Source organism: Pseudidiomarina aquimaris (assembly GCF_003987395.1).
Taxonomy (GTDB): domain Bacteria; phylum Pseudomonadota; class Gammaproteobacteria; order Enterobacterales; family Alteromonadaceae; genus Pseudidiomarina; species Pseudidiomarina aquimaris.
The window spans coordinates 194,151-215,838 of the sequence record NZ_PIPT01000007.1 but is presented as its reverse complement, the minus strand read 5'-3'; the positions used below and the strand labels follow the sequence as shown (position 1 = coordinate 215,838).

The 21,688-nt window shown below is 49.1% G+C and carries 20 protein-coding genes; 7 read left to right on the top strand and 13 right to left on the bottom strand.

Features of this window, described 5'->3' with window-relative positions:
* Positions 1–71: 71 nt before the first annotated feature.
* From CWE21_RS10260 to CWE21_RS10235, 6 genes are all read right to left on the bottom strand, one after another.
* Complete coding sequence (locus CWE21_RS10260; protein WP_126834349.1) at positions 72–977, bottom strand: ParB/RepB/Spo0J family partition protein; 906 nt, start codon at positions 975–977, stop codon at positions 72–74.
* A gap of 14 nt (positions 978–991) precedes the next feature.
* Entirely contained in the window at positions 992–1,789 is a 798-nt protein-coding gene (locus tag CWE21_RS10255; protein ID WP_126834348.1) for a ParA family protein, read from the bottom strand.
* Between the two features lie 6 nt (positions 1,790–1,795).
* Positions 1,796–2,431, bottom strand: a complete 636-nt coding sequence (gene rsmG, locus CWE21_RS10250; RefSeq protein WP_126834347.1) for a 16S rRNA (guanine(527)-N(7))-methyltransferase RsmG — start codon at positions 2,429–2,431, stop codon at positions 1,796–1,798.
* A gap of 18 nt (positions 2,432–2,449) precedes the next feature.
* Positions 2,450–4,351, bottom strand: a complete 1,902-nt coding sequence (gene mnmG, locus CWE21_RS10245; RefSeq protein ID WP_126834346.1) for a tRNA uridine-5-carboxymethylaminomethyl(34) synthesis enzyme MnmG — start codon at positions 4,349–4,351, stop codon at positions 2,450–2,452.
* Between the two features lie 404 nt (positions 4,352–4,755).
* Entirely contained in the window at positions 4,756–5,211 is a 456-nt protein-coding gene (locus tag CWE21_RS10240; RefSeq protein WP_241970277.1) for a flavodoxin domain-containing protein, read from the bottom strand.
* Positions 5,212–5,241: 30 nt separating this feature from the next.
* Complete coding sequence (locus CWE21_RS10235; protein WP_126834345.1) at positions 5,242–6,678, bottom strand: GGDEF domain-containing protein; 1,437 nt, start codon at positions 6,676–6,678, stop codon at positions 5,242–5,244.
* A 164-nt stretch (positions 6,679–6,842) separates the two neighbouring features.
* Here CWE21_RS10235 and CWE21_RS10230 point away from each other — a divergent pair, with 164 nt between their 5' ends.
* The 5 genes from CWE21_RS10230 to CWE21_RS10210 all read left to right on the top strand — a co-directional run bounded on the left by CWE21_RS10230 (position 6,843) and on the right by CWE21_RS10210 (position 12,130).
* Positions 6,843–9,290 carry a M1 family metallopeptidase gene (locus tag CWE21_RS10230; RefSeq protein ID WP_157982761.1) on the top strand — a complete coding sequence of 816 codons (2,448 nt, stop codon included), beginning with the start codon at positions 6,843–6,845 and terminating at the stop codon, positions 9,288–9,290.
* Entirely contained in the window at positions 9,287–9,793 is a 507-nt protein-coding gene (locus tag CWE21_RS10225; RefSeq protein WP_338068220.1) for a DUF6702 family protein, read from the top strand. Before CWE21_RS10230 ends, CWE21_RS10225 begins: the two co-directional genes overlap by 4 nt.
* A 24-nt stretch (positions 9,794–9,817) precedes the next feature.
* Positions 9,818–10,276, top strand: a complete 459-nt coding sequence (locus tag CWE21_RS13505) for a hypothetical protein (RefSeq protein WP_126834344.1) — start codon at positions 9,818–9,820, stop codon at positions 10,274–10,276.
* Complete coding sequence (locus tag CWE21_RS10215; RefSeq protein ID WP_126834343.1) at positions 10,273–11,391, top strand: PQQ-dependent sugar dehydrogenase; 1,119 nt, start codon at positions 10,273–10,275, stop codon at positions 11,389–11,391. Before CWE21_RS13505 ends, CWE21_RS10215 begins: the two co-directional genes overlap by 4 nt.
* Before the next feature lie 109 nt (positions 11,392–11,500).
* On the top strand, positions 11,501–12,130 hold the full coding sequence (locus CWE21_RS10210; protein ID WP_126834342.1) for a YiaD family glycine zipper/OmpA-like lipoprotein: 630 nt from the start codon (positions 11,501–11,503) through the stop codon (positions 12,128–12,130).
* Positions 12,131–12,176: 46 nt separating this feature from the next.
* Here CWE21_RS10210 and CWE21_RS10205 read toward each other — a convergent pair whose 3' ends face one another.
* Genes CWE21_RS10205 through rpmH form a run of 7 tightly spaced genes read right to left on the bottom strand, consistent with a single transcriptional unit; the run spans position 12,177 to position 18,808 of the window.
* On the bottom strand, positions 12,177–13,862 hold the full coding sequence (locus tag CWE21_RS10205) for an FUSC family protein (protein WP_126834341.1): 1,686 nt from the start codon (positions 13,860–13,862) through the stop codon (positions 12,177–12,179).
* Positions 13,843–14,985, bottom strand: a complete 1,143-nt coding sequence (locus tag CWE21_RS10200) for a dicarboxylate/amino acid:cation symporter (protein WP_126834340.1) — start codon at positions 14,983–14,985, stop codon at positions 13,843–13,845. The genes CWE21_RS10205 and CWE21_RS10200 overlap by 20 nt, the downstream gene beginning before the upstream one ends.
* A 31-nt stretch (positions 14,986–15,016) precedes the next feature.
* A complete protein-coding gene (gene mnmE / locus CWE21_RS10195) occupies positions 15,017–16,390 on the bottom strand; it encodes a tRNA uridine-5-carboxymethylaminomethyl(34) synthesis GTPase MnmE (RefSeq protein ID WP_126834339.1) in 1,374 nt (457 codons plus the stop codon).
* On the bottom strand, positions 16,387–18,066 hold the full coding sequence (gene yidC, locus CWE21_RS10190; RefSeq protein ID WP_126834338.1) for a membrane protein insertase YidC: 1,680 nt from the start codon (positions 18,064–18,066) through the stop codon (positions 16,387–16,389). Before yidC ends, mnmE begins: the two co-directional genes overlap by 4 nt.
* Positions 18,063–18,347: a membrane protein insertion efficiency factor YidD gene (gene yidD / locus CWE21_RS10185; RefSeq protein WP_126834337.1), complete on the bottom strand. Its 285-nt coding sequence runs from the start codon at positions 18,345–18,347 to the stop codon at positions 18,063–18,065. Before yidD ends, yidC begins: the two co-directional genes overlap by 4 nt.
* A complete protein-coding gene (gene rnpA, locus CWE21_RS10180; RefSeq protein ID WP_126834336.1) occupies positions 18,278–18,673 on the bottom strand; it encodes a ribonuclease P protein component in 396 nt (131 codons plus the stop codon). Before rnpA ends, yidD begins: the two co-directional genes overlap by 70 nt.
* On the bottom strand, positions 18,674–18,808 hold the full coding sequence (gene rpmH / locus CWE21_RS10175) for a 50S ribosomal protein L34 (protein WP_055439485.1): 135 nt from the start codon (positions 18,806–18,808) through the stop codon (positions 18,674–18,676). It lies immediately after the preceding gene.
* A 324-nt stretch (positions 18,809–19,132) separates the two neighbouring features.
* Here rpmH and dnaA point away from each other — a divergent pair, with 324 nt between their 5' ends.
* A complete protein-coding gene (dnaA, locus tag CWE21_RS10170; protein WP_126834335.1) occupies positions 19,133–20,524 on the top strand; it encodes a chromosomal replication initiator protein DnaA in 1,392 nt (463 codons plus the stop codon).
* 59 nt (positions 20,525–20,583) lie between these two features.
* Positions 20,584–21,684 carry a DNA polymerase III subunit beta gene (dnaN, locus tag CWE21_RS10165; protein WP_126834334.1) on the top strand — a complete coding sequence of 367 codons (1,101 nt, stop codon included), beginning with the start codon at positions 20,584–20,586 and terminating at the stop codon, positions 21,682–21,684.
* The last annotated feature ends 4 nt before the right edge of the window (positions 21,685–21,688 follow it).

Below are 21,688 nucleotides of genomic sequence, written 5' to 3'. Positions count from 1 at the left end.
CTCGAAACCTCAGTTAAAAGCCCGCGATAGTATAAAGATTTGCGCTCTAATTGCAACAAAATGCAAACGGCTTAAGCGTCTTCAGGTAATTGAAAGTGGGTCAGTATGCCATCGAGCTCATCTAAGCTACTGTAATTAATCACCACTTTACCTTTTCCTTTGCGTCCATGATTGATCGCAACAGCTGCCCCTAAGCGTTCACTCAAACGTTGTTCCAAGCGTTGGATATCCGCGTCCGGCTTTTTCGGCTCGGCAGGTTTCTTCGGCTCTAAAGTTAAACGCACGAGTTTTTCTGCTTCACGCACCGTCATTGCTTTTGCCGCAATAGTACGGGCAACTTCGCTTTGTTGTTCACCTTGTAAGGCGAGAAGTAGTTTGGCGTGGCCATGTTCAATGTCACCACGTTCAAGGAGGGTCTTGGTTTCTTGTTCTAGATTGTTTAACCGCAATAAATTGGTCACGGTGGCACGCGATTTACCAACCGCATCCGCAACTTCTTGGTGTGTTAACTGGAATTCATCCAATAAACGTTGCAAGGCGGTCGCTTCTTCCATGGCATTCAGGTCTTCACGCTGAATGTTTTCAATAAGCGCAATGGCAACAGCTGCTTCATCAGGCACATGCTTAACTAAACACGGGACTTCACTTAAGCGGGCCATTTGTGCCGCGCGCCAACGACGTTCGCCGGCAATAATTTCATATTTATCAGGTTCTATTTCGCGCACCACTATCGGCTGAATAATGCCTTGCGCTTTAACCGAAGCAGCGAGGTCCTCAAGCGCTTCAGGCGACATATCTTTACGTGGCTGATATTTACCCGGCTGTAAGAACTCGATTGGTAGCTTCTGCAGTTCACCTTTACTGATGTCGGCTACGTCGTTGCCATCAGGGCGCTCATGTTCATGGTCACGAGCATGTTTACTAGTGGTTAACAACGCGTCAAGGCCGCGTCCTAGTCCTCTTTTTTTGGCAGACATAGAGCGAAATATCCTCAGGCTTCAGCCGCTGTTTCGGCTTTTTTTAATTGTTCTGCGCGGCGAATTAATTCACCAGCTAGCGAGAGATAGGCTTTTGCCCCGGTTGACGACTTATCATAGTACATTGCCGGAGCACCAAAACTTGGCGCTTCGGCCAAACGTACGTTACGCGGTATCACCGTGCGGTAAACCTTATTACCAAAATGCGCTTTAAGTTGTTCTGATACATCGTTCGCTAGGCGATTACGCGGATCATACATGGTGCGCAAGATACCTTCGATTTGCAGCTGCGGGTTTACTGCTTCAGCGAGACGTTCAATGGTATCCATTAACGCTGTTAGCCCTTCTAAAGCGTAATATTCACACTGCATGGGTACTAATATGGAGTCCGCCGCGGCCATTGCATTCACCGTCAACATACTCAGTGAAGGCGGGCAATCAATAAAAATAAAGTCGTAATTATCACGTACAGGTTTTAAGGCGCTGGCAAGACGTTGTTCGCGAGCAAATTCTTCCATGAGTTTAACGTCTGCTGCCGTTACATCTCCATTGGCGGCAATCAAATGATATTTGCCGTTGGTTTCAGTCACCACCACATCTTGGAATGGTTTTTGGTCGACAAGCAGTTCGTAGGCGGTATTCTCAACGTCGTATTTATCGATACCGCTCCCCATCGTCGCGTTGCCTTGGGGGTCGAGGTCAATGAGAAGCACTTTACGCCGTGTCGCCGCCATCGACGCCGCCAAATTCACCGCCGTGGTGGTTTTACCCACGCCGCCTTTCTGATTTGCAATGGCAATGATTCTACCCACGGGCGTTTAACCTCTTGTTGAGATAATAACTAAGTGACGCTCTGCTTCGACTTCAGGAACCTGCAGCGTGATAACGTCGTCTACCTGAAATGTGTCGGCTGGAAAATCCGTTGCTAAGGCAGCGATTTCAGCTTCAGGGTAGACGCCTTTTAAAGCGTAAAACTTACCTTGTGGCTTTGGCAAGTGCTGACACCAGTTCAGCATATCACTAAGCGAGGCAAAGGCTCTACTGATGACTCCATCAAATTTAGTTGGGTCATCAAATTCTTCCACCCGGCTTTGCACAGCTTTAACATTCTTAAGACCAAGCTCGTGGCAGACCTGGCGAATAAACCGAATACGTTTACCTAAGCTATCAAGCAAGACAAACTCTTTATCGGGTTGCGCAATTGCCAGTGGCAAGCCTGGTAACCCAGGGCCTGTGCCAACATCAATAAAACGTTCACCTTGCAGATGAGGTAACACTACCAAACTATCGACGATGTGACGACTGAGCATTTGCTGTGGGTCACGAACTGACGTTAGGTTGTACGCTTTATTCCATTTATTAAGGAGTTCAACCAAACGTACAAGTTGCGCTTGTTGCGCCGGCGCAACTTGCAAACCGGCGCGTTCGATAAGCTCTGCTAACTTCTTCTGCATTGTCATTTTCTTTTTGTTTTAAGCGCTTTTGCGCAACAGTCCTTGTTTCTTTAAGTGCACTAACAACATCGAAATTGCTGCTGGTGTCACCCCAGAAATACGTGCTGCTTTGCCGACTGTTTCGGGTTGATGCTCATTAAGCTTAGCAATCACCTCGTTCGACAAACCTTTGATCCCAGCGTAGTCAAAACCCATCGGTAAACGGGTATTCTCATGCCGTTGTTGCTTGGCAATCTCGTCTTGCTGACGGGCAATGTAGCCTGCGTATTTGGTTTGGATTTCCACCTGCTCAGCTGCCTCACGGTCACTCAAGCCTGGACCTAAGTCAGCAATTTCCATCATTGCTTTGTAGGTGATCTCTGGACGACGCAGCAGATCTTCACCGTTTACTTCTTTGGTGATCGGCGTTTTGACCAACTCGTTGACTGCATTCACCGCGGGGTGATCTTTATGGATCCACGTACTACGCAAACGTTGTTGCTCTTGCGCAATGGCTTCCATCTTCTCGTTAAACCGAGCCCAGCGTGCGTCATCGACTAAACCTAATTCACGACCTTTTTCGGTCAGGCGCATATCGGCGTTGTCTTCACGCAGCAGCAAACGATATTCGGCACGTGAGGTAAACATACGATAGGGTTCTTTGGTACCCAAAGTTGACAGATCGTCGATCAACACACCCATATAACTATTGTCTCGACGCGGTGCCCAACCCTCTTTGTCTTGCGCTTGCAAGGCGGCGTTTAAACCTGCCACCAGACCTTGCGCACCGGCTTCTTCATAACCTGTCGTACCATTGATTTGACCGGCGAAAAACAGCCCATGAATATATTTGGTTTCCAACGTTTGCTGTAGGTCGCGCGGATCGAAGTAATCGTATTCGATGGCATAGCCAGGGCGCGTAATGTGTGCGTTTTCAAAACCTTTGATTGAGCGCACCAGTTCAACTTGCACGTCAAATGGCAAGCTGGTCGAAATACCGTTTGGATAAACTTCGTGAGTATTTAAGCCTTCAGGTTCAACGAAGATCTGATGCGAATTTTTATCGGCGAAACGCATGACCTTGTCTTCAATTGACGGACAGTAACGTGGGCCTACGCCTTCAATAACGCCTGAATACATTGGTGAGCGATCTAAGCCACCACGAATCACATCGTGTGTGCGATCGTTGGTATGCGTTATGTAGCAACTGATTTGCTGCGGATGATCTTCAGGTTTGCCCATAAACGAGAACAATGGCGTTGGTGTATCGCCAGGTTGTTCTTGCATGACAGAAAAATCGATCGATTTAGCATCAATACGTGGAGGTGTTCCAGTTTTTAGGCGATCGACCCGTAATGGCAGTTCGCGTAAACGTTTGGCTAAGGCGTTTGCTGGAGGATCGCCAGCGCGACCGCCTTGGTAATTTTGCATACCAATATGTATTTGACCGCCAAGGAACGTACCAACGGTAAGAACCACGGTTTTCGCACTAAACTTCAAGCCCATTTGGGTAACAACGCCAACAACACGATCGTTTTCAACAATGAGATCGTCACAGGCTTGTTGGAACAAATGTAAATTTGCTTGGTTTTCAAGTAATTCTCGAATAGCTGCTTTGTAGAGCACACGATCGGCTTGTGCACGAGTTGCACGAACGGCTGGGCCTTTCGAGGAATTCAGGGTGCGAAATTGAATTCCAGCGCGATCAGCAGCAAGTGCCATAGCACCGCCTAACGCATCGATCTCTTTAACCAGGTGACCTTTACCAATACCACCTATAGCAGGGTTACAGGACATTTGGCCTAAGGTTTCAATGTTATGCGTCAACAAAAGCGTTTGACAGCCCATACGTGCTGCAGCAAGTGCTGCTTCTGTACCGGCATGTCCACCACCAATGACGATGACGTCATAATGCTGATGGTAAGTAGAAGTATTCGACATAAACGTAATCCTAGAGCCTTCTGTGTAATGCGTTTTGTGCTCTGCATCTATTCTGGATCGAGAGCAAAAATTGTAGCCGTATAGTTTAACCTGAATTGGCTTAGATCGAAACGGTTAAATTTCGTTCAGTTTTGCTTTTGCGTGTGCTTAAGGATCTATAAATAATTTAAGATCTTTTTTTTAGATCTTTTATTGCTATTACTACTAGCTGGACGATTTCTGTGGATAAGCAGCTGGAGGCCAGGTTTGGTAAGGATCAAAACGATCCGTTAAGTTGTGATCAATACCTGATCCTTGCTCTGATCAACTTGTGTGTAAGTTGCTTGGTTATCCACAGAGTGAGTTATCAACAGTTTTGTACAGTGGGTATCTACAGATCTCAGAGGATCTTATACAGCGATTACTCACATACGATTTAGTAAGGATCTTAGCCATGTTGATGCTTTGTCTTCTGGATCGTCTTGCGACATATCAATTTCGAGGCGCTCAATGAGGCGCTTGGCCCCAGCTTTAGCAAGGCTTTCGTCAAAATCACGACCGGCGGCACAGTATGTGTCGTAGCAGCTGTCGCCAACCGCAATCACGGCATAATGAAGGGTTTCTAAGCGCGGTTTTTTGGCGTGAAGATCGTCGGCGAAAGCCAGCATACTATCGGCGTAATCGCCTGCTCCATGACTGGCAATACAACCCAACCAAAGGGTGTCATCAGTGATGGCTTCAACTAAGTCAGAATAGTCGGGTTCGTAGTGCACGTGTGCGGTATAGCCTTGCGCTTGTAGCTGTTCCGCAAGCTGATCGGCAAGGTACTCGGTGTTGCCTGAAGTGGTCGCGACGAGCAATTGAATGGTGGTAATGGCCATGGGTTAGGTCCTAAAACAGCAAATACATACCTAAGATGATACCACTTGATCACGCCCTTTGCGTTTTGCTTCGAGTAAAGCTTGATCGGCTCGTTGTAGAGCTTCCTCAATACTTTCTTTGGGCTGTATCTCGACAATACCAAAGCTCGCTTTGATTTGAATAAGTCCTTTTGGTGAAGGAATAGCTGGAAGGGATTGGCGCAAACGCTCGGCGGTTTTAGTGGCTTGTTCAAGGTTTTGTTCGGGTAGCAGGATCAAGAATTCGTCGCCACCGAAGCGCGCGATTAAGTCACAACTACGAATATGGGTACGAATACTTTGTGCCGCCATAATTAATGCTTGGTCACCGACTAAATGGCCGTGGGTATCGTTGATACCCTTAAATTCATCAAGATCGAACACGATAAGTGCCAATGGAAAATCACTCGCCCGTTGACCTTGGAGTTGCGCTGAGGCGCTTTCGAGAAAGTGAGTCCGCGTCGCAACATGGGTCAGTGCATCGATTTGCGTTTGATGATGTAGGCGGCGGTTTTGCTGCAGAATAGACGGCACAGCTAGGCCAAAATAGGCATTTGCGGCAATCACGCAGAGTGCAAATTGATAGGTAAGTGCATTTTCGCTCACGCCATAGAAACCAAACCAGACAGCGATACCCACGCTGAGTAAGGCCAACGAGAGCACGGTTTGTTCCATACGTTCGGTAAACACGATCCACATTTGGGGAATGCTGAGAAAGAAAATAAAATAAGCGACTGCAGGATGCTCATAGTAGGAATCAGCCAAAATCACTCCGCCGGCAAGGAGTAAAAGGAGCGTTATTTTGTGGCTCCATAAGGGGCGCTTTTTACGCTGACTCGAGCGCCGCTCGTCGGTCGGTTTGAGCCATGCAATGTCGTAACGCCAAAGCGCACTCAAAGCCAATATAAAGAATGGCGTTAAGACCACTGTTCCAGCAAGATCTCCTATCCACCAGGTCAGCCAAGATTGGGCTGCTTGGAGCCAATCCATCGTACCCACAAGAACGAAAGCACCCACACCTAACCATGCTGCTAGGAGCGTGGTTAGCATCGCGATGATAAGAAAATAAAGAATACGTTGGGGGAGTTGCTGTACGCTCCATTTGCCGACTGTTTGGCGAAAATAGAGTCCACCGATGCCATAGGAAAGGGTATGTGCCGCGGCCAAAACAAGACTGTTATAGAGCTGCTGCGGATAGGGAATTGACCGATCAAGCAGAACGTACATCCATACGCCGACAATGGTTGCCGCCATGAGGATCGGCAGAAACGCTCGCATACCCATTAGGATGAATGCTGCAAGAGAGAGCCCTGCCGGCGGGAACCATAAACTAATGAAAGGCAAGTATTCCATTAACGTGGCCGACCACCAAACCAATATCCAAAGCGCAATAAAGGCTAAGTAACGAAAGGATGATGCCGAAAATTGTTGGATAGCAGGTGTTGCCACGTTTGAGATCCATCTTCGCTGATTAATTAAACATCAATTAGTGTAAAGCACAGTTCGCGATAAAAGGAAACTTTTTACGACCAACGCAATGGTTTCAAACGCCTAGCTTTGGTAGTTTAACCCTACAAAATCTTTATAAATTTCGCGTAACAAAGAGAGTGCTCATGCATCGTTCAAGTTTCTGGTTAGCCTGCGCGGCCATAACCATCGTCAATTTAGGCTCAGTTGGCGACGTCGCCGCTTCTGCTATTAAGCAAACAAAAGGTAGTTTTGAAGACAAGTTTCGTCAATTAGATGAAGTTTTGCCGACGCCTAATGTTTATCGAAGCGCAGCAGGCGAGCCGGGTGAGCGTTATTGGCAACAGCGCGCCGATTACGATATCCAGGTCCGTTTGGACGAAGAAAAGCGTCGCCTAGATGCGTCAGAAACCATTACTTATTACAACAACTCTCCTTATACGCTGAAATACATTTGGGTTCAGCTCGATCAGAATATCTTCCGCAATGATTCACGTGCTGAGCGCAGCGATACCTTTGGCAGCCATCCAGAAACTGATTTAAATGGCATCGATAAACCAGCACGTATTTCTTTAGGGCAACTGCGTCGTCAGCAGTTTATGGCCGATAACGAGTTAGGTTTTGCGATTGATAAAGTTGCCGCAGACAACGGCCAAGCGCTGAGCTTTACCATTGTCGGTACCAATATGCGCATCGATTTAGCTGAGCCGTTGGCACCGGGTGCACAAACGGAACTGGCCATCGATTTTGGCTTCAATATTGTCGAAGAAGATGCTGTTGGCGCACGGTCCGGTTATGAGCACTTCCCTGATGATGCCCGTGAAGGCGGCAATGACATCTTCTTGTTAGCACAGTGGTATCCGCGCGTGGCAGCTTTCACCGATTACGAAGCTTGGACCAATAAAGAGTTTTTAGGCCGTGGTGAGTTCACCATGGAGTTTGGTGAGTTTAATGTGGCCATCGATGTACCAGCGGACCACATTGTTTCAGCTTCAGGCGTACTACAAAATCCGCAGCAAGTTCTGACCGCCACCCAACGCGAGCGTCTTGAACAAGCCCGCACAGCCGATCGTCCCGTTTTCGTGGTGACCGCCGAAGAGGCTTTAGAAAACGAGAAGGAAGGCACTGACGAACGTAAAGTATGGCGTTTCAAAGCCGAAAATGTACGTGATTTTGCCTGGGCGTCTTCGCGTAAGTTCATGTGGGACGCGAAAGGCTATCAGCAGGGTGGCGATATTCAGCCCGAAGTAATGGCGATGTCGTTCTTCCCGAAAGAAGGTGGGGATCTGTGGAAGAAGTATTCTACCGAATCTGTGATCCACACCATGGAAGTGTACAGCCGTTTCTCGTTTGACTACCCATACCCTACCGCACAATCGGTGAATGGTCCTGTTGGTGGTATGGAATACCCGATGATCACGTTCAATGGCCCGCGTACCGAGCTTCAAGAGGATGGTTCACGCACCTATTCACTGGCGGAGAAACGCTTTTTGATCGGCGTGGTTATCCATGAAATTGGGCATATTTATTTCCCGATGATTGTGAACTCAGACGAACGTCAGTGGACCTGGATGGATGAAGGCCTGAACAGCTTCCTTGATGGCGTAGCGGGGCGTGAATGGGACCCACAAATTCCATGGGGCGTAGAGCCGCGTGGCATCATTGATTATATGAAGTCGTCGGTACAGGTGCCGATTATGACGCAATCGGACAGTGTCCTGCGCTTGGGTCCGAATGCTTATACTAAACCCGCAGCTGCTTTGAATATTCTGCGTGAAGTGATTCTTGGTCGCGACTTATTTGATTTTGCCTTCCGTGAATACGCGCAACGCTGGATGTTCAAGCGTCCGACGCCAGCGGATTTCTTCCGTACCATGGAAGAGGCTTCAGGTGTTGATCTTGATTGGTTCTGGCGTGGCTGGTTCTACAGCACCGATCATGTCGACATTAGCCTCGATCGTGCATACAAACTTCGCTTAGATACCGAAGACCCTGATATCGATTGGCAGCGTCATCGCGAAAATGAAGCCGATAAACCCGTTTCATTCTTTGTGCAGCGTAACGAAGCAGAAGGGCGTAAAACTTGGGTAGAAATGAATCCAGATGTGCGCGATTTCTATGACGAAAACGATCGTTTTACGGTAACCAACAAGCAACGGAATAAGTATCAGAAGTTCCTTGATAAACTCGAACCATGGGAACGTCGCGTCTTCGACCGCGCCATTGCTGAAGACAAAAATTATTACGTACTCGACTTTTCTAACATCGGTGGTTTGGTCATGCCGATCTTGCTGCAAATGACGTATGCCGATGGCAGTACGGAAGACTATCGGATTCCAGCGGAAATTTGGCGGCGGAATGCGAAAAATGTCAGCAAGCTTATCGTCACCGATAAAGAGGTTGTTAGTTTCGCCGTGGACCCGAATTGGGAAACTGCCGATGTCGATATTTCTAACAACTACTATCCACGCAAGATCATTGAGTCGCGCATCGAGGCATTCAAGTCTGAGCGTGGCACCGATCACATCAGTCGTGACTTGATGCAAGAAGCGAAGTCAAAACTGAAGTCAGTTGAGAGTGATAACGACGAATGATGCGCAGTATATTAATTGCGATTATTCTGCTAATGACGGTGGGTAGCGCAGCTGCCCACCAACTTAAATCAGCAGTCACCATAATTCTGTTCAATCAACGAACAGGGAATATTGAGATCATGCATCGCTTTGTTTTGCATGATGCCGAGCATGCTGTCGGAGAGTTGTTCAATAAGCGGCAAGCGGACATTCATACCGACGAGGAAACTCGGGCTTTATTTGCCGTCTATGCGCTCGAATCGTTTCGCTTGGCAACCCTCGCTGGAGAAGAGTTATCGCTTGAAGCGGTTGGCTACCAGGTGGATGGACGCGATTTTTGGGTGTATCAAGAGACAGCGATTCCACAAGAATTACAAGGCTTAGCGGTGCGTCAAAAAGCACTGCAGGAACTTTGGTCTGAGCAACAAAATCTAGTGAATATTGAAGGCAAAGGTGAAATAAAGAGTCTACAATTCAACGCAAAAGATGATTGGCTTACGGTTTCCTTTGCCAACGAATCCTGACCTGACGAGCACCGAGGAGGTGCCATGCTAAAGACGCTTATAGCCTTTGTAATCGCAGTAGTTGCTGGCGCCATAGTCGGCAGTGTTATTCAAACGCAATTTAACTTAGCGGCACTTATCGAACTCTCAGTCCCTATTTCTTTTGATGTTCGAATTTCAACGATAATCCACGATCTTATCCATTTTTCGCCGATTTTCGCGTTACTTTTGGCAGTTGTTTTATTGGTTGCCTTGCCAATCGCTGCGCTTTGTAGTCGCAAATTGGGGGGTACGGAGCGTTGGTGGTTCATTAGCGCGGGCTTCTTCGGCTTGTTGTGTTGCTTTGTCATTGTCAATTATGTAGCTCCTATGCCGACCCTTATCGCCGCCACACGCAGTTGGGAAGGGATGGGCGCCATGGCTTTAACAGGGGCGTTTGCAGGCTGGATCTTTGATAGATTATGGCATCCTCTACCACGTGAACTTGCGGAGCCGCTGATATGAAAAAGCTAATCTTTTCGTTAATGCTAGGAGCATTGTTTCATTCTGCATGGGCAAGCAATGAAGTAAAAGTTGAGGTTGTTGCCGAGGGCCTGAGCTTTCCTTGGTCACTACAACAGCTTCCTGCTGAGCAAGGCGGATGGCTGGTAACCGAGCGTGGCGGTCGGTTACTCCATATTGCCGACGATGGTTCCGTGAATGCTATCCCGTTGCAGTTGCCGGAATTGTTTGTCACCGGGCAAAGTGGGCTATTCGAAGTGACGCTTGCACCTGATTTCGAAACTTCTCGTGAGCTGCTACTGAGCTACGCCTGCGGCTCGTTGTCAGCGAATACCACCTGTCTCGCACGCGCTAGTTTATCGGCAAATGCCCCCTACGAGACCACTGAGGTAAAGCAGATATTTGCCGCTCAACCTTTGCGTAAGGGCGCAGCGCATTACGGCGGCCGCATGACGTGGTTGCCTGATGGAACCTTGCTACTGACCTTGGGCGATGGTTTTGATTATCGTGAGCAGGCGCAGAACCTCAATAATCATTTGGGGAAAGTGGTGCGCTTGCAACGTGATGGCAGCGTTGCCGCCGATAACCCGTTTCCTGACAAAGCTGCAGGCTATATTTTTAGTTACGGCCATCGTAATAGCCAGGGCATCGTTTACGACCCAGCACGCGACGTTATTTGGCAACATGAGCACGGACCCAAGGGGGGTGATGAAATTAATCGCCTGCAGGCCGGTAAAAATTACGGTTGGCCGATCGCGAGTTATGGTATCGATTACACAGGTGCAATGGTCACGCCTTATCAAGATTTGCCCGGCGTAATCCAGCCGATGTATCAGTGGACGCCATCGCTAGCCCCGTCAGATATGGCCTTATACAAAGGTGATTTGTTTGCGCAATGGCAGGGCGATTTGTTGGTGAGCCATCTAGCCGGAAAGCGCGTGCAGCGCTTACGCCTAAACGAAGGTACGTGGCAAGTCGAACAAACGATTGAAGTTGATAATAAGGCACGCATTCGCGCGGTCGAGGTTGCGCGTGACGGCGCTGTTTGGCTGGCCACCGATGCCGCTGAAGGAAAAATATTAAGGTTATCGCCAACTGGCTCGGAGTCGCGACGTTAAAGGTCTACTGGCGATTTCAGCTCCCTAAAGTTTATGTAAAGCTACCACGCAGAAATTTACCTTTGTGCTACTTTGTAAAGACACATTGTAACGATGGAGAGGTAACTTTATGAAAGTTTGGATTCCAGTAGTTGTAGCTTCGGCTGTAGTGCTCGCCGGTTGCCAAACACCGATGACAAACACGCAAAAAGGCGCTGCCATAGGTGCGGTTGCAGGTGCGTTAATCGGTAAAGGTACGGGCGACCATGATAAGAGTCGTTATGTCTGGGGTGCAGCAGTAGGTGCCTTAGCGGGAAGTGCCATCGGTAATTACATGGACCGCCAAGAGCAGCAATTTCGTGAAGAGCTTTCGGGTAGTGGCGTTGAAGTGATTCGTGATGGCGATAATATTCGTCTGCAGTTACCAAGCAATATCACCTTTGCGACGGATAGCTCGCAGATCGCCTCGAATTTCGACCCTATTCTGGTTGACGTGGCGCGAGTGCTGCGTGAATACGAAAAAACCACAATGGTTGTCGAAGGCCACACCGATAGTACCGGTAGTGCTGAATATAACCAGCAGCTTTCGGAAAGCCGCGCGTGGGCCGTTAGTAACCATTTAGCGCGCAATGGCGTCGATACTCGCCGCATTACTATTATGGGTTATGGCGAAAGTCAGCCGGTAGCGACCAATGATACCGCGAGCGGTCGACAACTGAACCGACGGGTAGAGTTGCGTATCGTGCCGAATCGCGCCTAATTAGAACGTTGGAGAACCTGTAAAAACGCGCCTTTTGGCGCGTTTTTTATTGATAGGTATTCAATTGCTGCTGCACTCGAATTAAATAGCGTGCTGCGGTAAGTTTGTCATTGAAGCCGAGTTTATCTGCCATTTGATAAAGCTTAAATAAACGATGGTAAAAGCGTGCGCGATAACGCTTCAGTTGTTGTGCAGTCAGCCGGCGGGCCTCGAGCTCTTCAAGCTCGCGTTCTAACGATCGCAACACGTGCCGTTGACGCGAGCGTAAGTTGGTTGGAAACAGCAACTTAAAGCTCGCCATCGCTAACAACGGTGCGGCGACGACGGCGATAGCTATACCGACTGCGGTAACCGGCTCAAAATGATAATGCAACGCCGGTTGCATGAGCAGTAAAAAGACTAAATTGAAGTCCATCGCGCCAGGTGCGGTTCGGTTGTGCGAGAGTGGAAAGCCCGCCACTAATATGACCGGCATGAGTACCAGCAACATTGCCAGCATTGTAGTTAAGTGCGGCCAAATAAACGCTTGGATTGTAAGCGCGACAATGGCGCCCGCCGCTTGTCCAAGAAACACGTAATACATGGTCTTGGCGGGGTTCTCCATGGTCGAGAACAAGGTCAACATCACCGAGGCACCGAGCAAAAGGTAGGCGAGCTGCATCCAGCCCGTATAAAACCACGCGAAACTGATTAACGCCATCACCGCCAAAGTTCGGATAGCTGCTTGTTGGGCACCACGCCAATCACGGTGCAGTAGCACCGAGAAGCGGTTTTGTGAACGTGCAGTCGTACCGCTTTCACGGAATTGAATACGATCTTCGATGGCTTCACAAAACTCTTGGAATTCCAGTTTAAGCGTACTGTCGGTGATCAACTCTTGGGTTCGTTGCAAACACTGCCGTATGGGTTTTACTTCATTGTCAGTAAAAGCTTGTGCGGTTTCGCGCAAGGCGTCAGCGAGGTCGTCGCGGTGCTGCACCGAGCTGGTTTCGAGTTGGGCGAGCAAGCCAAGCTGTGCGTTAAGTAGGCGTCGCAGAAGCTTTGCCGACAAGTGCGCAGAGGGCGAGCCGGCACCATGATCTGCTAGCTGGGTTTCAAGGTGCGCTAAATTGGTTATTTGGTCATGCAATGGGATCTTATCTATGGAACCTTGCTCATAGGCACGCGCAATGGTGCGTAAGGTTTCTGCCGTTTGCCGACGGATTTTGTTGACCAGCGTTTGCTCGGCGCGTTTGTAGGTGAACAGCCAGCCAACGACAAGCGCAGTGACAACCCCAAGTAAAACGGTAAAAAGGCGGTCAAGGCCAAGAGGTAGTAAGGCATCAGGTGTGCGCGATAGCAGTACTACCATAGACGCCGAGTAGCCGGCTAATACTGCGCCATAGGAGATCAGGCCGTGTAACAGGTTGGCGCCGTAGACGCAGAGGACAACCCAGAGCGTAAGGCCGAGACCTTTCAATAGAACAGCATCGCCAGCAAGCATAACAATGCAGATACCAATACTGGTGCCAATCAGCGTGCCTAAGCTCCGATAACCGGCTTTTTCGAAGAGTAGGCCACGAGTGGGCTGCGATACACCCCAAACGGTCATAGCGGCCCATTGCGGGTGCTCTAAGCCGAACGACCAAGCCAACAGTAAGGCGAGGCAGGCCGCGATTCCGGTTCGCGTACCGAACCGGAAGCGGGAATAGTCAAAACCGTAATTTGCGAGTCTAGTTTTGAGTTGGCTCATCTACGAGTAGCGCAATCGCTCCATCTCCGGTGACGTTACAGGCGGTACCAAAACTATCCTGCGCCATATAGAGCGCAATCATTAAGGCAATCGCCGTTTCTCCAAAGCCTAGCATAGATCCAAGCAAACCGACCGCGGACATCACCGCGCCGCCAGGTACACCAGGGGCGGCCAACATCACAATACCCAGCATAAAAATGAACGGTAAAACCGTGAAGAATGATGGAATAGCTAAGGCATCATGTAAAAACATGACCGCTAACGTACAACTGACAATGGTAATGGTTGAACCGGCGAGATGGGTGGTTGCGCATAGCGGCACCACAAAGTTTGCGACGTCATCGTTCACTTTATTGGCTTTTGCACAGCGTAAGCTCACCGGAATAGTCGCGGCACTCGACATGGTGCCGAGGGCTGTAAAGTAGGCTGGCAGCATGTTCTTGAGCAGGGTCAGCGGACTACGGCCGTGGCGTAGGCCGGCCAGCACATACATCGTTGTTAAGTAGACCCAGTGCAGTGCAACGGCCATGAGCAGCACGATGCCAAAGGTTTGCAGGGTTTGGAATACGGTGCCCGCGTGGGCCATGGCGGCAAAAACACCAGCAATATAGAACGGCAACAACGGAATAATCACTTTGGCCAAGAGCTTTTCGATAATGTCGCGGCCTTGGTCTGAGATTTGTTTAAGTTGTTCTGCGCGTGTTGCAGCGATGCCAAGACCAAAAATAAACGCCAAAACTAACGCGGTCATGATGCCAAACACGGGTGGTAAATCGACCGTGATAAAGGGCTCTAAGACTTGCGTTGAGGTTTCAGCTTGTTCGCCTGCTGCGGTGAGCAAAGGCACGATAAAGCGTGCCAGCCAATAGGCTGCGATGCCGGCTAAAATTGTCGATAAATAGGCGATTATCAAGGTGCGGCTAAGCAGTTTGCCAGAGTTTTGTGGCAAGCCTGCAATGCCACTGGTGATAAAGAATAAAATCAGCAGAGGAATTGTGAAAAACAGTAGCTCACCGAACAGGCCTTTAAAGGTTAAAAGCAGTTGGGTAAACCATTCCGGCATATAGAGGCCGATTAAAATACCAAAAACAATACCAAGGACTAGCTTGAGAATGAGACCCATAATTGTTGCTCTCGTTGTGGGGTAGGGTTGCTTATTTACCGATACAGAACGAGCTAAAAATCTTACCCAATAGATCGTCGGAGGTAAATTCGCCAGTGATTTCGTTTAAGTGTTGCTGTGCAAGACGCAGTTCTTCGGCGAGAATTTCGCCAGCAATGTGCTGCTCTAGTGCGTCTTGTCCAGTTAGTAAGTGCTCACGTGCTTTTTCCAGTGCAGCAAGATGCCGGCGGCGTGCCATAAAGCTGCCTTCACTCGTCGCTTGGTAGCCGACACAGTGTTTAAGGTGTTCGCGCAATAACTCGACGCCGTGGCCGGTTTTTGCCGAAAGGTGTAACACGGGTACACCGCCTATGTCTTCAAGCTGCACTGGCTCTTCATTCAAATCGACTTTGTTGCGAATCACGGTGTAAGGTAATTCGGCGGGTAGCTGCTGAAAAAACTCTGGCCAAATATCGGCGGGGTGAACGGCTTGGGTTTCGGTCGCGTCAACCATAAAGAGCACGCGGTCGGCGCCGCGGATTTCATCCCATGCGCGCTGGATTCCGATTTGCTCGACTTCGTCGGGGCTTTCACGTAAGCCTGCGGTGTCGATGATATGCAAGGGCATGCCGTCAATCTGAATGTGCTCACGCAGGACATCACGGGTGGTGCCAGCAATAGAGGTAACAATTGCTGATTCACGCCCTGCGAGCGCATTCAACAGGCTCGACTTACCGGCGTTTGGACGCCCAGCGATAACCACTTTCATACCTTCACGCAGCAGTGAGCCCTGTTTGGCTTGCACCATAACTTGCTGCATATGGTCGAGAATCGCTTCAAGATCGGCGGTGACTTTACCATCACTCAAAAAGTCGATTTCTTCGTCAGGGAAGTCTATCGCGGCTTCGACATACATGCGTAAGCGGATGACGGCATCGACGAGTTGGTCTATTTCATGCGAAAAACCACCCTGTAAGCTCTGTAACGCCGCTTTAGCTGCTTGTTCTGAGGTGGTATCGATAAGATCGGCAATCGCCTCAGCTTGAGTTAAATCGAGCTTGTCGTTCATGAAGGCGCGTTCGCTAAACTCGCCTGGGCGCGCAGGGCGCACGTCAGGTAGGTCGAGAATAGCTTTAATGATCATGTCGATAAGAACAGGGCCACCATGACCTTGTAATTCGAGGATGTCTTCGCCGGTAAATGAATTCGGCCCAGCGAAGAACAGCGCAATACCTTCATCGAGCAAGGTGCCTTGGGCATCACGAAAGGGCAAGTATTCTGCTTTACGCGGCGGTGGACAGTGGCCGAGGAGCGTCTCGGCGATGGCGCGAGACGCTGGGCCACTTACCCGAACGATACCGACCCCGCCGCGTCCAGGCGGGGTGGCTTGGGCAACAATGGTATCGTTACTTAGCTCGAGGCTCATTTCTTCTTACGACGCTCCATCATGCCTTTTTTCTCAAGACCGCGGTAAATCCACTGCATCTGACCGATGGTGATCAAGTTGTTGCTCAACCAGTACAGTACGAGACCTGACGGGAACCACAAGAAGAACACGGTAAAGATAACCGGCATGTACTGCATCAACTTCTGCTGCATTGGGTCCGTGCCAGGGGTTGGCTGCAGCTTCTGCATAAACCACATCGAGACACCCATCAATAGCGGCAGGATGTAGTATGGGTCTTTCGCTGACAAATCTTCAATCCACAGGAACAGCGGTGCATGGCGAAGCTCGACACTTTCCAACAGTACCCAGTAAAGCGACAAGAAGATTGGCAGTTGCAGCAACATTGGTAAACAACCACCTAACGGGTTTACCTTCTCTTCTTTGTAGAGCTTCATCATGGCTTGCGACATTTTTTGACGGTCGTCACCATGACGTTCTTTCAGCGCCTGCATTTTCGGTTGGATCATGCGCATTTTGGCCATCGACACATACTGTGCTTTGGTCAATGGATACAGGACGGCTTTGATAATAATCGTCACTGCGATGATCGAGAGGCCCCAGTTGATCAAGAAGCTTTGCAGGAACTGCAAGAGCTTAAAGATTGGCTGTGCGAGCCACCACAGGAAGCCGTAGTCGACGGTTAAATCGAGGTTCTCGGCAACGGCTGCCATCGCGTCTTGGTCTTTAGGACCGACGAATAGCGTCGAGCGAATCTCGGCTTCACTGTTAGGCGCAATTGTCGCGGTCGGATAAATCACACGCATCAAGGCTTGGTTGCCACCAATCACACTTGAAGAAAGCTGTTTGGTACCGTTTGCGCGCGGAATCCAAGCACTTACAAAATAGTGCTCAAGCATGCCGACCCAGCCTGTTTCGGTAGCAATACGTAACGGCTTATCGCGCATGTCATCGAAGTCGTACTTCTCATAGCGATCATCGTCCCATGAGTAGGCGCCGCCTTTGTAGGTCGGCATCATCATGCTGCCACCGGCTTCGGTAATGACTTGCTTTAATTGGGCGTAAAACTGCACTTCTTTGTGTGCCGTGCCGGCATTCTGCACGCTGTAGATTACGTCAATTGCGTACGAGCCTTTGGTAAACACGAAAGTTTTAGTGATTTTCGAACCGTCGTCCATGGTGTACGTCATTGGTACACGCAGTGTATCGCCGGTCATTTCATAGGCATCGCGTTCCACGTAGAACAATGGACGGCCATCAGCTGAATCGGTACCGTCTTTGCCAACGAGACCTGATTGTGCAATGTAAAGCTTGGCTGGGTCATCGTGTAACAACTCAAAACGTGCTTTAGAGTCTTGCGTGCGAGCGAATTCTAAGAGCTGTGCATTGACAATGTCACCACCGCGCAGCGCTATCGCAACGTCGAGGACGTCAGTGGTAACTTGAACGCGACCGCCTGATACAGCTTCGGCAACTGCCGGAGTGTCGCTACTTGTTGCACTTGGTACGCTTTCATCGCGTAAGCTTGGATCGGCGCTTGGTACTGCACTCTCAGAAGGTGAGGCAGTGTTCGCTGTTTGAGAAGCTTGCTGGGCTGCTTTCTGTGTACCTGGAGCGGTATCAATCACCCAGTTTTGGTAGAGGAAAAAACTCACTACCAAAAAAGCAATAAACAATATGGAACGTGGCGAATTCATAAGTCCTTCGTCTCTGTTTTACTTTCGTTCTTTGATTCCGATGCATTGCTGTCAGGCACCGGGTCGAAGCCGCCCGGATGACCGGGATGACATTTACTAATGCGTTTACTGGCAAGCCAGAAGCCCCGCATCATACCATGCTTTTGGATGGCTTCGATGGCGTATTGCGAACAGGTGGGTTGAAACCTACAGCGCGGGCCGATCAGTGGGCTTATGAACCACTGGTAGAATCGGATGCAGCCGATAGGTATTGCGCGCACCGCTTGCTTAATGTTCGCCATAAATAGTCGAGCCGTTGTTGCAAAGCATCATTGTCTAAATCGGCAATACCGCTTTTTGCGATCACGATAATGTCGAATGGCGGTATTTTATGCTGTTTCAGCCTAAAATTCTCGCGAATCTTGCGTTTAATTCGATTTCGATCAACAGCACGCTTCGCACGCTTCTTTGAAATCGTGACGCCAAGGCGAGGGTGACTAAGATGATTTGGAGTTGCCAGCATGGTGAGTTCAGCCGTGACAGCTTTCACCGGGGGATTATTGAAGACTTGCTGGAATTGAGCGGGAGTTAACAGGCGTAACTCCCGACCATAGGAAAACTGCTTCAATTACGCAGACAGGACTTTGCGGCCCTTGGCACGACGACGAGCCAAAACTTGGCGGCCGTTTTTAGTTGCCATACGAGCACGGAAACCGTGAGTGCGCTTGCGCTTCAATACGCTTGGTTGAAATGTTCTTTTCATGACGTTACTTCCGTAATCGAGTTACCTAAAAATTTAGAGCGCGAATTCTATCGGTAAAAAGGATCAAAGTCAACGATAAAAGCTATCCACAATTGTCAAACAACAATGATTCTTATTGTGGATAACAGTCCTGCTGTTGGTCGCATAATTTGCCCTACAGACTAGCGAATCTGGCGTGACTTCAGTACAATCAGTAGCAATAAATTATACAAAAAATCGTGGTCGATTCTCAGCTTTTTTATGAAGAACTGGTGCAAAAGTGGGGGCACTAGTGAGGATCGCTATCACTATGGAAAAGCAGGGCAGAGATGCAGGGAGTGAAGGGTGAGTAAATCGCTTTGGGAACATTGTACTGAGCGCCTACAAAGCGAATTGTCGACGCAACATTACAATACTTGGATCCGGCCATTACAGGCGGATCTGAGTGACGACATATTGACGCTCTATGCGCCAAACATGTACGTCGTTGACTGGGTTAAGGATAAATACCTCAGCCTCATCAACGATTATCTCGGCGAAGCAGTCAAGGACAAAGGCGGTGAAGCACCTAACGTTTCTTTTGCGGTCGGTGGTGTTGAGCGCAAGAGCAATGGTGCAGTGAATGGCAGTACCAAGGCTGAGCCGCGTCGCCCAGCGGTCGAGCGTCCATCTCGCCGACAAAGCCCTTGGGATGAAGCCTCTCCAGCCCCAGCATTTGAAAGTAACATCCATCCTGAATATACCTTTGATAACTTCGTTGAAGGTAAGTCGAATCAACTCGCTCGCGCAGCGGCAACACAAGTCGCCGAAAACCCCGGGGGTGTGTATAACCCATTATTCGTTTACGGTGGTACGGGTCTTGGTAAGACACACCTTTTGCATGCCGTCGGCAATGCCATCATGGCAAACAAAAAAGGTGCGAAAGTGTTTTATATGCGCGCCGAGCGCTTCGTGCAGGATATGGTCAATGCACTGAAGAACAACTCAATTAATGAGTTCAAGCGTTACTACCGCTCGGTCGACGCCTTGTTGATCGATGATATACACTTTTTCGCCAACAAAAAGGGTTCTCAAGAAGAATTCTTCCATACTTTCAATGCGTTACTTGAGGGTAATCAGCAAATTATTATGACCAGCGACCTCTACCCGAAAGAAATTGAAGGGGTAGAAGATCGTTTGCGTTCACGCTTTGGCTGGGGCCTGACGATTGCCATCGAACCGCCAGAGTTAGAAACACGGGTTGCGATTCTTATTCGTAAAGCACAAGAACGTGGCATTACCTTACCGCATGAGGTCGCATTCTTTATTGCGAAGCGTCTCCGTTCGAATGTGCGCGAGTTAGAAGGGGCATTAAACCGCTTGGCTGCGAACGTAAACTTGACTGGGCGCCAAATTACCATCGACTTCGTGCGTGAAGCATTGCGAGATTTGATTGCAGCGCAAGAGAAGTTAGTTACTATAGAGAATATTCAAAAAACGGTCGCTGAATACTACAACATAAAAATGGCCGACTTGCTGTCGAAACGTCGAACGCGTTCGATTGCGCGGCCACGACAATTAGCGATGGCCCTAGCCAAGGAACTTACCAACCACAGCTTGCCGGAGATTGGCGATGCATTTGGTGGGCGCGACCACACAACTGTTTTGCACGCGTGTCGAAAAATACAAAACTTAAAAGACGCGCAGCATGATATTAAAGAAGATTATCGAAACTTAATCCGCACGTTATCAGCCTAAGCAAAGCTGTTAGTGGACAGGCCGGTGCTGCAGGGATACGAACACAGGGGAATGACGGGATGAAATTTACCATCAATCGTGATGCGTTTTTAAAACCTCTCCAAGTAGTTAGCGGAGCAGTTGAACGTCGTCATACGATTCCAATCTTATCAAATGTACTTATTCAGGTTGCTTCAGACCATATTCGCCTCACGGGTACCGACCTTGAAGTTGAGCTCGTTTCGGTGTGTGAGATTGAAGGTGGGGAAGAGGGACAGCTTACGGTGCCAGCGAAGAAGTTGGTGGATATCGTGCGTAGTCTTCCTGACCATGCTGAGGTAGAAGTTAGCGCAAGCGGTGAGAAAGCAACCATTCGCTCAGGGCGTAGTAAATTTACCTTGGCGACCTTGCCGGCAGAGGACTTCCCGAATATTGATGACTGGGATAGCGATATCCAATTGGTTACATCTCAGGGTGTTTTGCGCGATCTCATGGAGCGTACGCATTTCTCAATGGCGAACCAAGACGTACGCTATTACCTGAATGGAATGTTGTTTGAAACGGACGCAAACACGCTTCGAACTGTCGCTACAGATGGCCACCGTTTAGCGATGAGCTCAGTTGAGATTCCGCAACCAAATTTACCGGGGCGCCAAGTGATTGTGCCGCGTAAAGGCATTATGGAATTGATGCGCTTGCTTGATGATGGCGACAATGAAGTAAAAGTCGCAATTGGCGCCAACCATATTCGTGTTGAAACCAATGGTATGTCGTTTACCAGTAAGCTGGTTGACGGTCGCTTCCCAGATTATCGCCGGGTGTTACCACAAGGTGGCGACAAGGTGGTGGTCGCAGATCGGGATGTGCTTAAGCAAGCTTGCTCGCGCGCAGCAATCTTATCGAATGAAAAATACCGTGGTGTTCGGGTTAACTTAAGCTCCGGCGAGATGTGTTTAACGGCCAACAACCCTGAACAGGAAACCGCGGAAGAAGTTATCGAAGTTGACTATCAAGGCGATAGCTTAGAGATTGGCTTTAACGTCAGTTATTTGATTGATGTGCTGAACACCATTCATGGTGAAAAAATAAAAATGACACTGTCAGGGCCAGATGCGAGTGGCTTAATTGAAGATAATGAGGATGACGCATCGTTGTATGTCGTCATGCCGATGCGTCTGTAGTTGT

What these genes read in the sequence shown, in the direction of transcription:
- CWE21_RS13505 (WP_126834344.1), top strand. Translation starts at nt 9,818, where the DNA reads ATGCTAAAGACGCTTATAGCCTTTGTAATCGCAGTAGTTGCTGGCGCC.
- CWE21_RS10205 (WP_126834341.1), bottom strand. Translation starts at nt 13,862, where the DNA reads ATGAGCCAACTCAAAACTAGACTCGCAAATTACGGTTTTGACTATTCC.
- CWE21_RS10210 (WP_126834342.1), top strand. Translation starts at nt 11,501, where the DNA reads ATGAAAGTTTGGATTCCAGTAGTTGTAGCTTCGGCTGTAGTGCTCGCC.
- rsmG (WP_126834347.1), bottom strand. Translation starts at nt 2,431, where the DNA reads ATGCAGAAGAAGTTAGCAGAGCTTATCGAACGCGCCGGTTTGCAAGTT.
- CWE21_RS10260 (WP_126834349.1), bottom strand. Translation starts at nt 977, where the DNA reads ATGTCTGCCAAAAAAAGAGGACTAGGACGCGGCCTTGACGCGTTGTTA.
- rpmH (WP_055439485.1), bottom strand. Translation starts at nt 18,808, where the DNA reads ATGAAAAGAACATTTCAACCAAGCGTATTGAAGCGCAAGCGCACTCAC.
- yidD (WP_126834337.1), bottom strand. Translation starts at nt 18,347, where the DNA reads ATGGCGAACATTAAGCAAGCGGTGCGCGCAATACCTATCGGCTGCATC.
- yidC (WP_126834338.1), bottom strand. Translation starts at nt 18,066, where the DNA reads ATGAATTCGCCACGTTCCATATTGTTTATTGCTTTTTTGGTAGTGAGT.
- CWE21_RS10200 (WP_126834340.1), bottom strand. Translation starts at nt 14,985, where the DNA reads ATGGGTCTCATTCTCAAGCTAGTCCTTGGTATTGTTTTTGGTATTTTA.
- CWE21_RS10215 (WP_126834343.1), top strand. Translation starts at nt 10,273, where the DNA reads ATGAAAAAGCTAATCTTTTCGTTAATGCTAGGAGCATTGTTTCATTCT.
- CWE21_RS10230 (WP_157982761.1), top strand. Translation starts at nt 6,843, where the DNA reads ATGCATCGTTCAAGTTTCTGGTTAGCCTGCGCGGCCATAACCATCGTC.
- mnmG (WP_126834346.1), bottom strand. Translation starts at nt 4,351, where the DNA reads ATGTCGAATACTTCTACTTACCATCAGCATTATGACGTCATCGTCATT.
- CWE21_RS10225 (WP_338068220.1), top strand. Translation starts at nt 9,287, where the DNA reads ATGATGCGCAGTATATTAATTGCGATTATTCTGCTAATGACGGTGGGT.
- CWE21_RS10240 (WP_241970277.1), bottom strand. Translation starts at nt 5,211, where the DNA reads ATGGCCATTACCACCATTCAATTGCTCGTCGCGACCACTTCAGGCAAC.
- dnaN (WP_126834334.1), top strand. Translation starts at nt 20,584, where the DNA reads ATGAAATTTACCATCAATCGTGATGCGTTTTTAAAACCTCTCCAAGTA.
- mnmE (WP_126834339.1), bottom strand. Translation starts at nt 16,390, where the DNA reads ATGAGCCTCGAGCTAAGTAACGATACCATTGTTGCCCAAGCCACCCCG.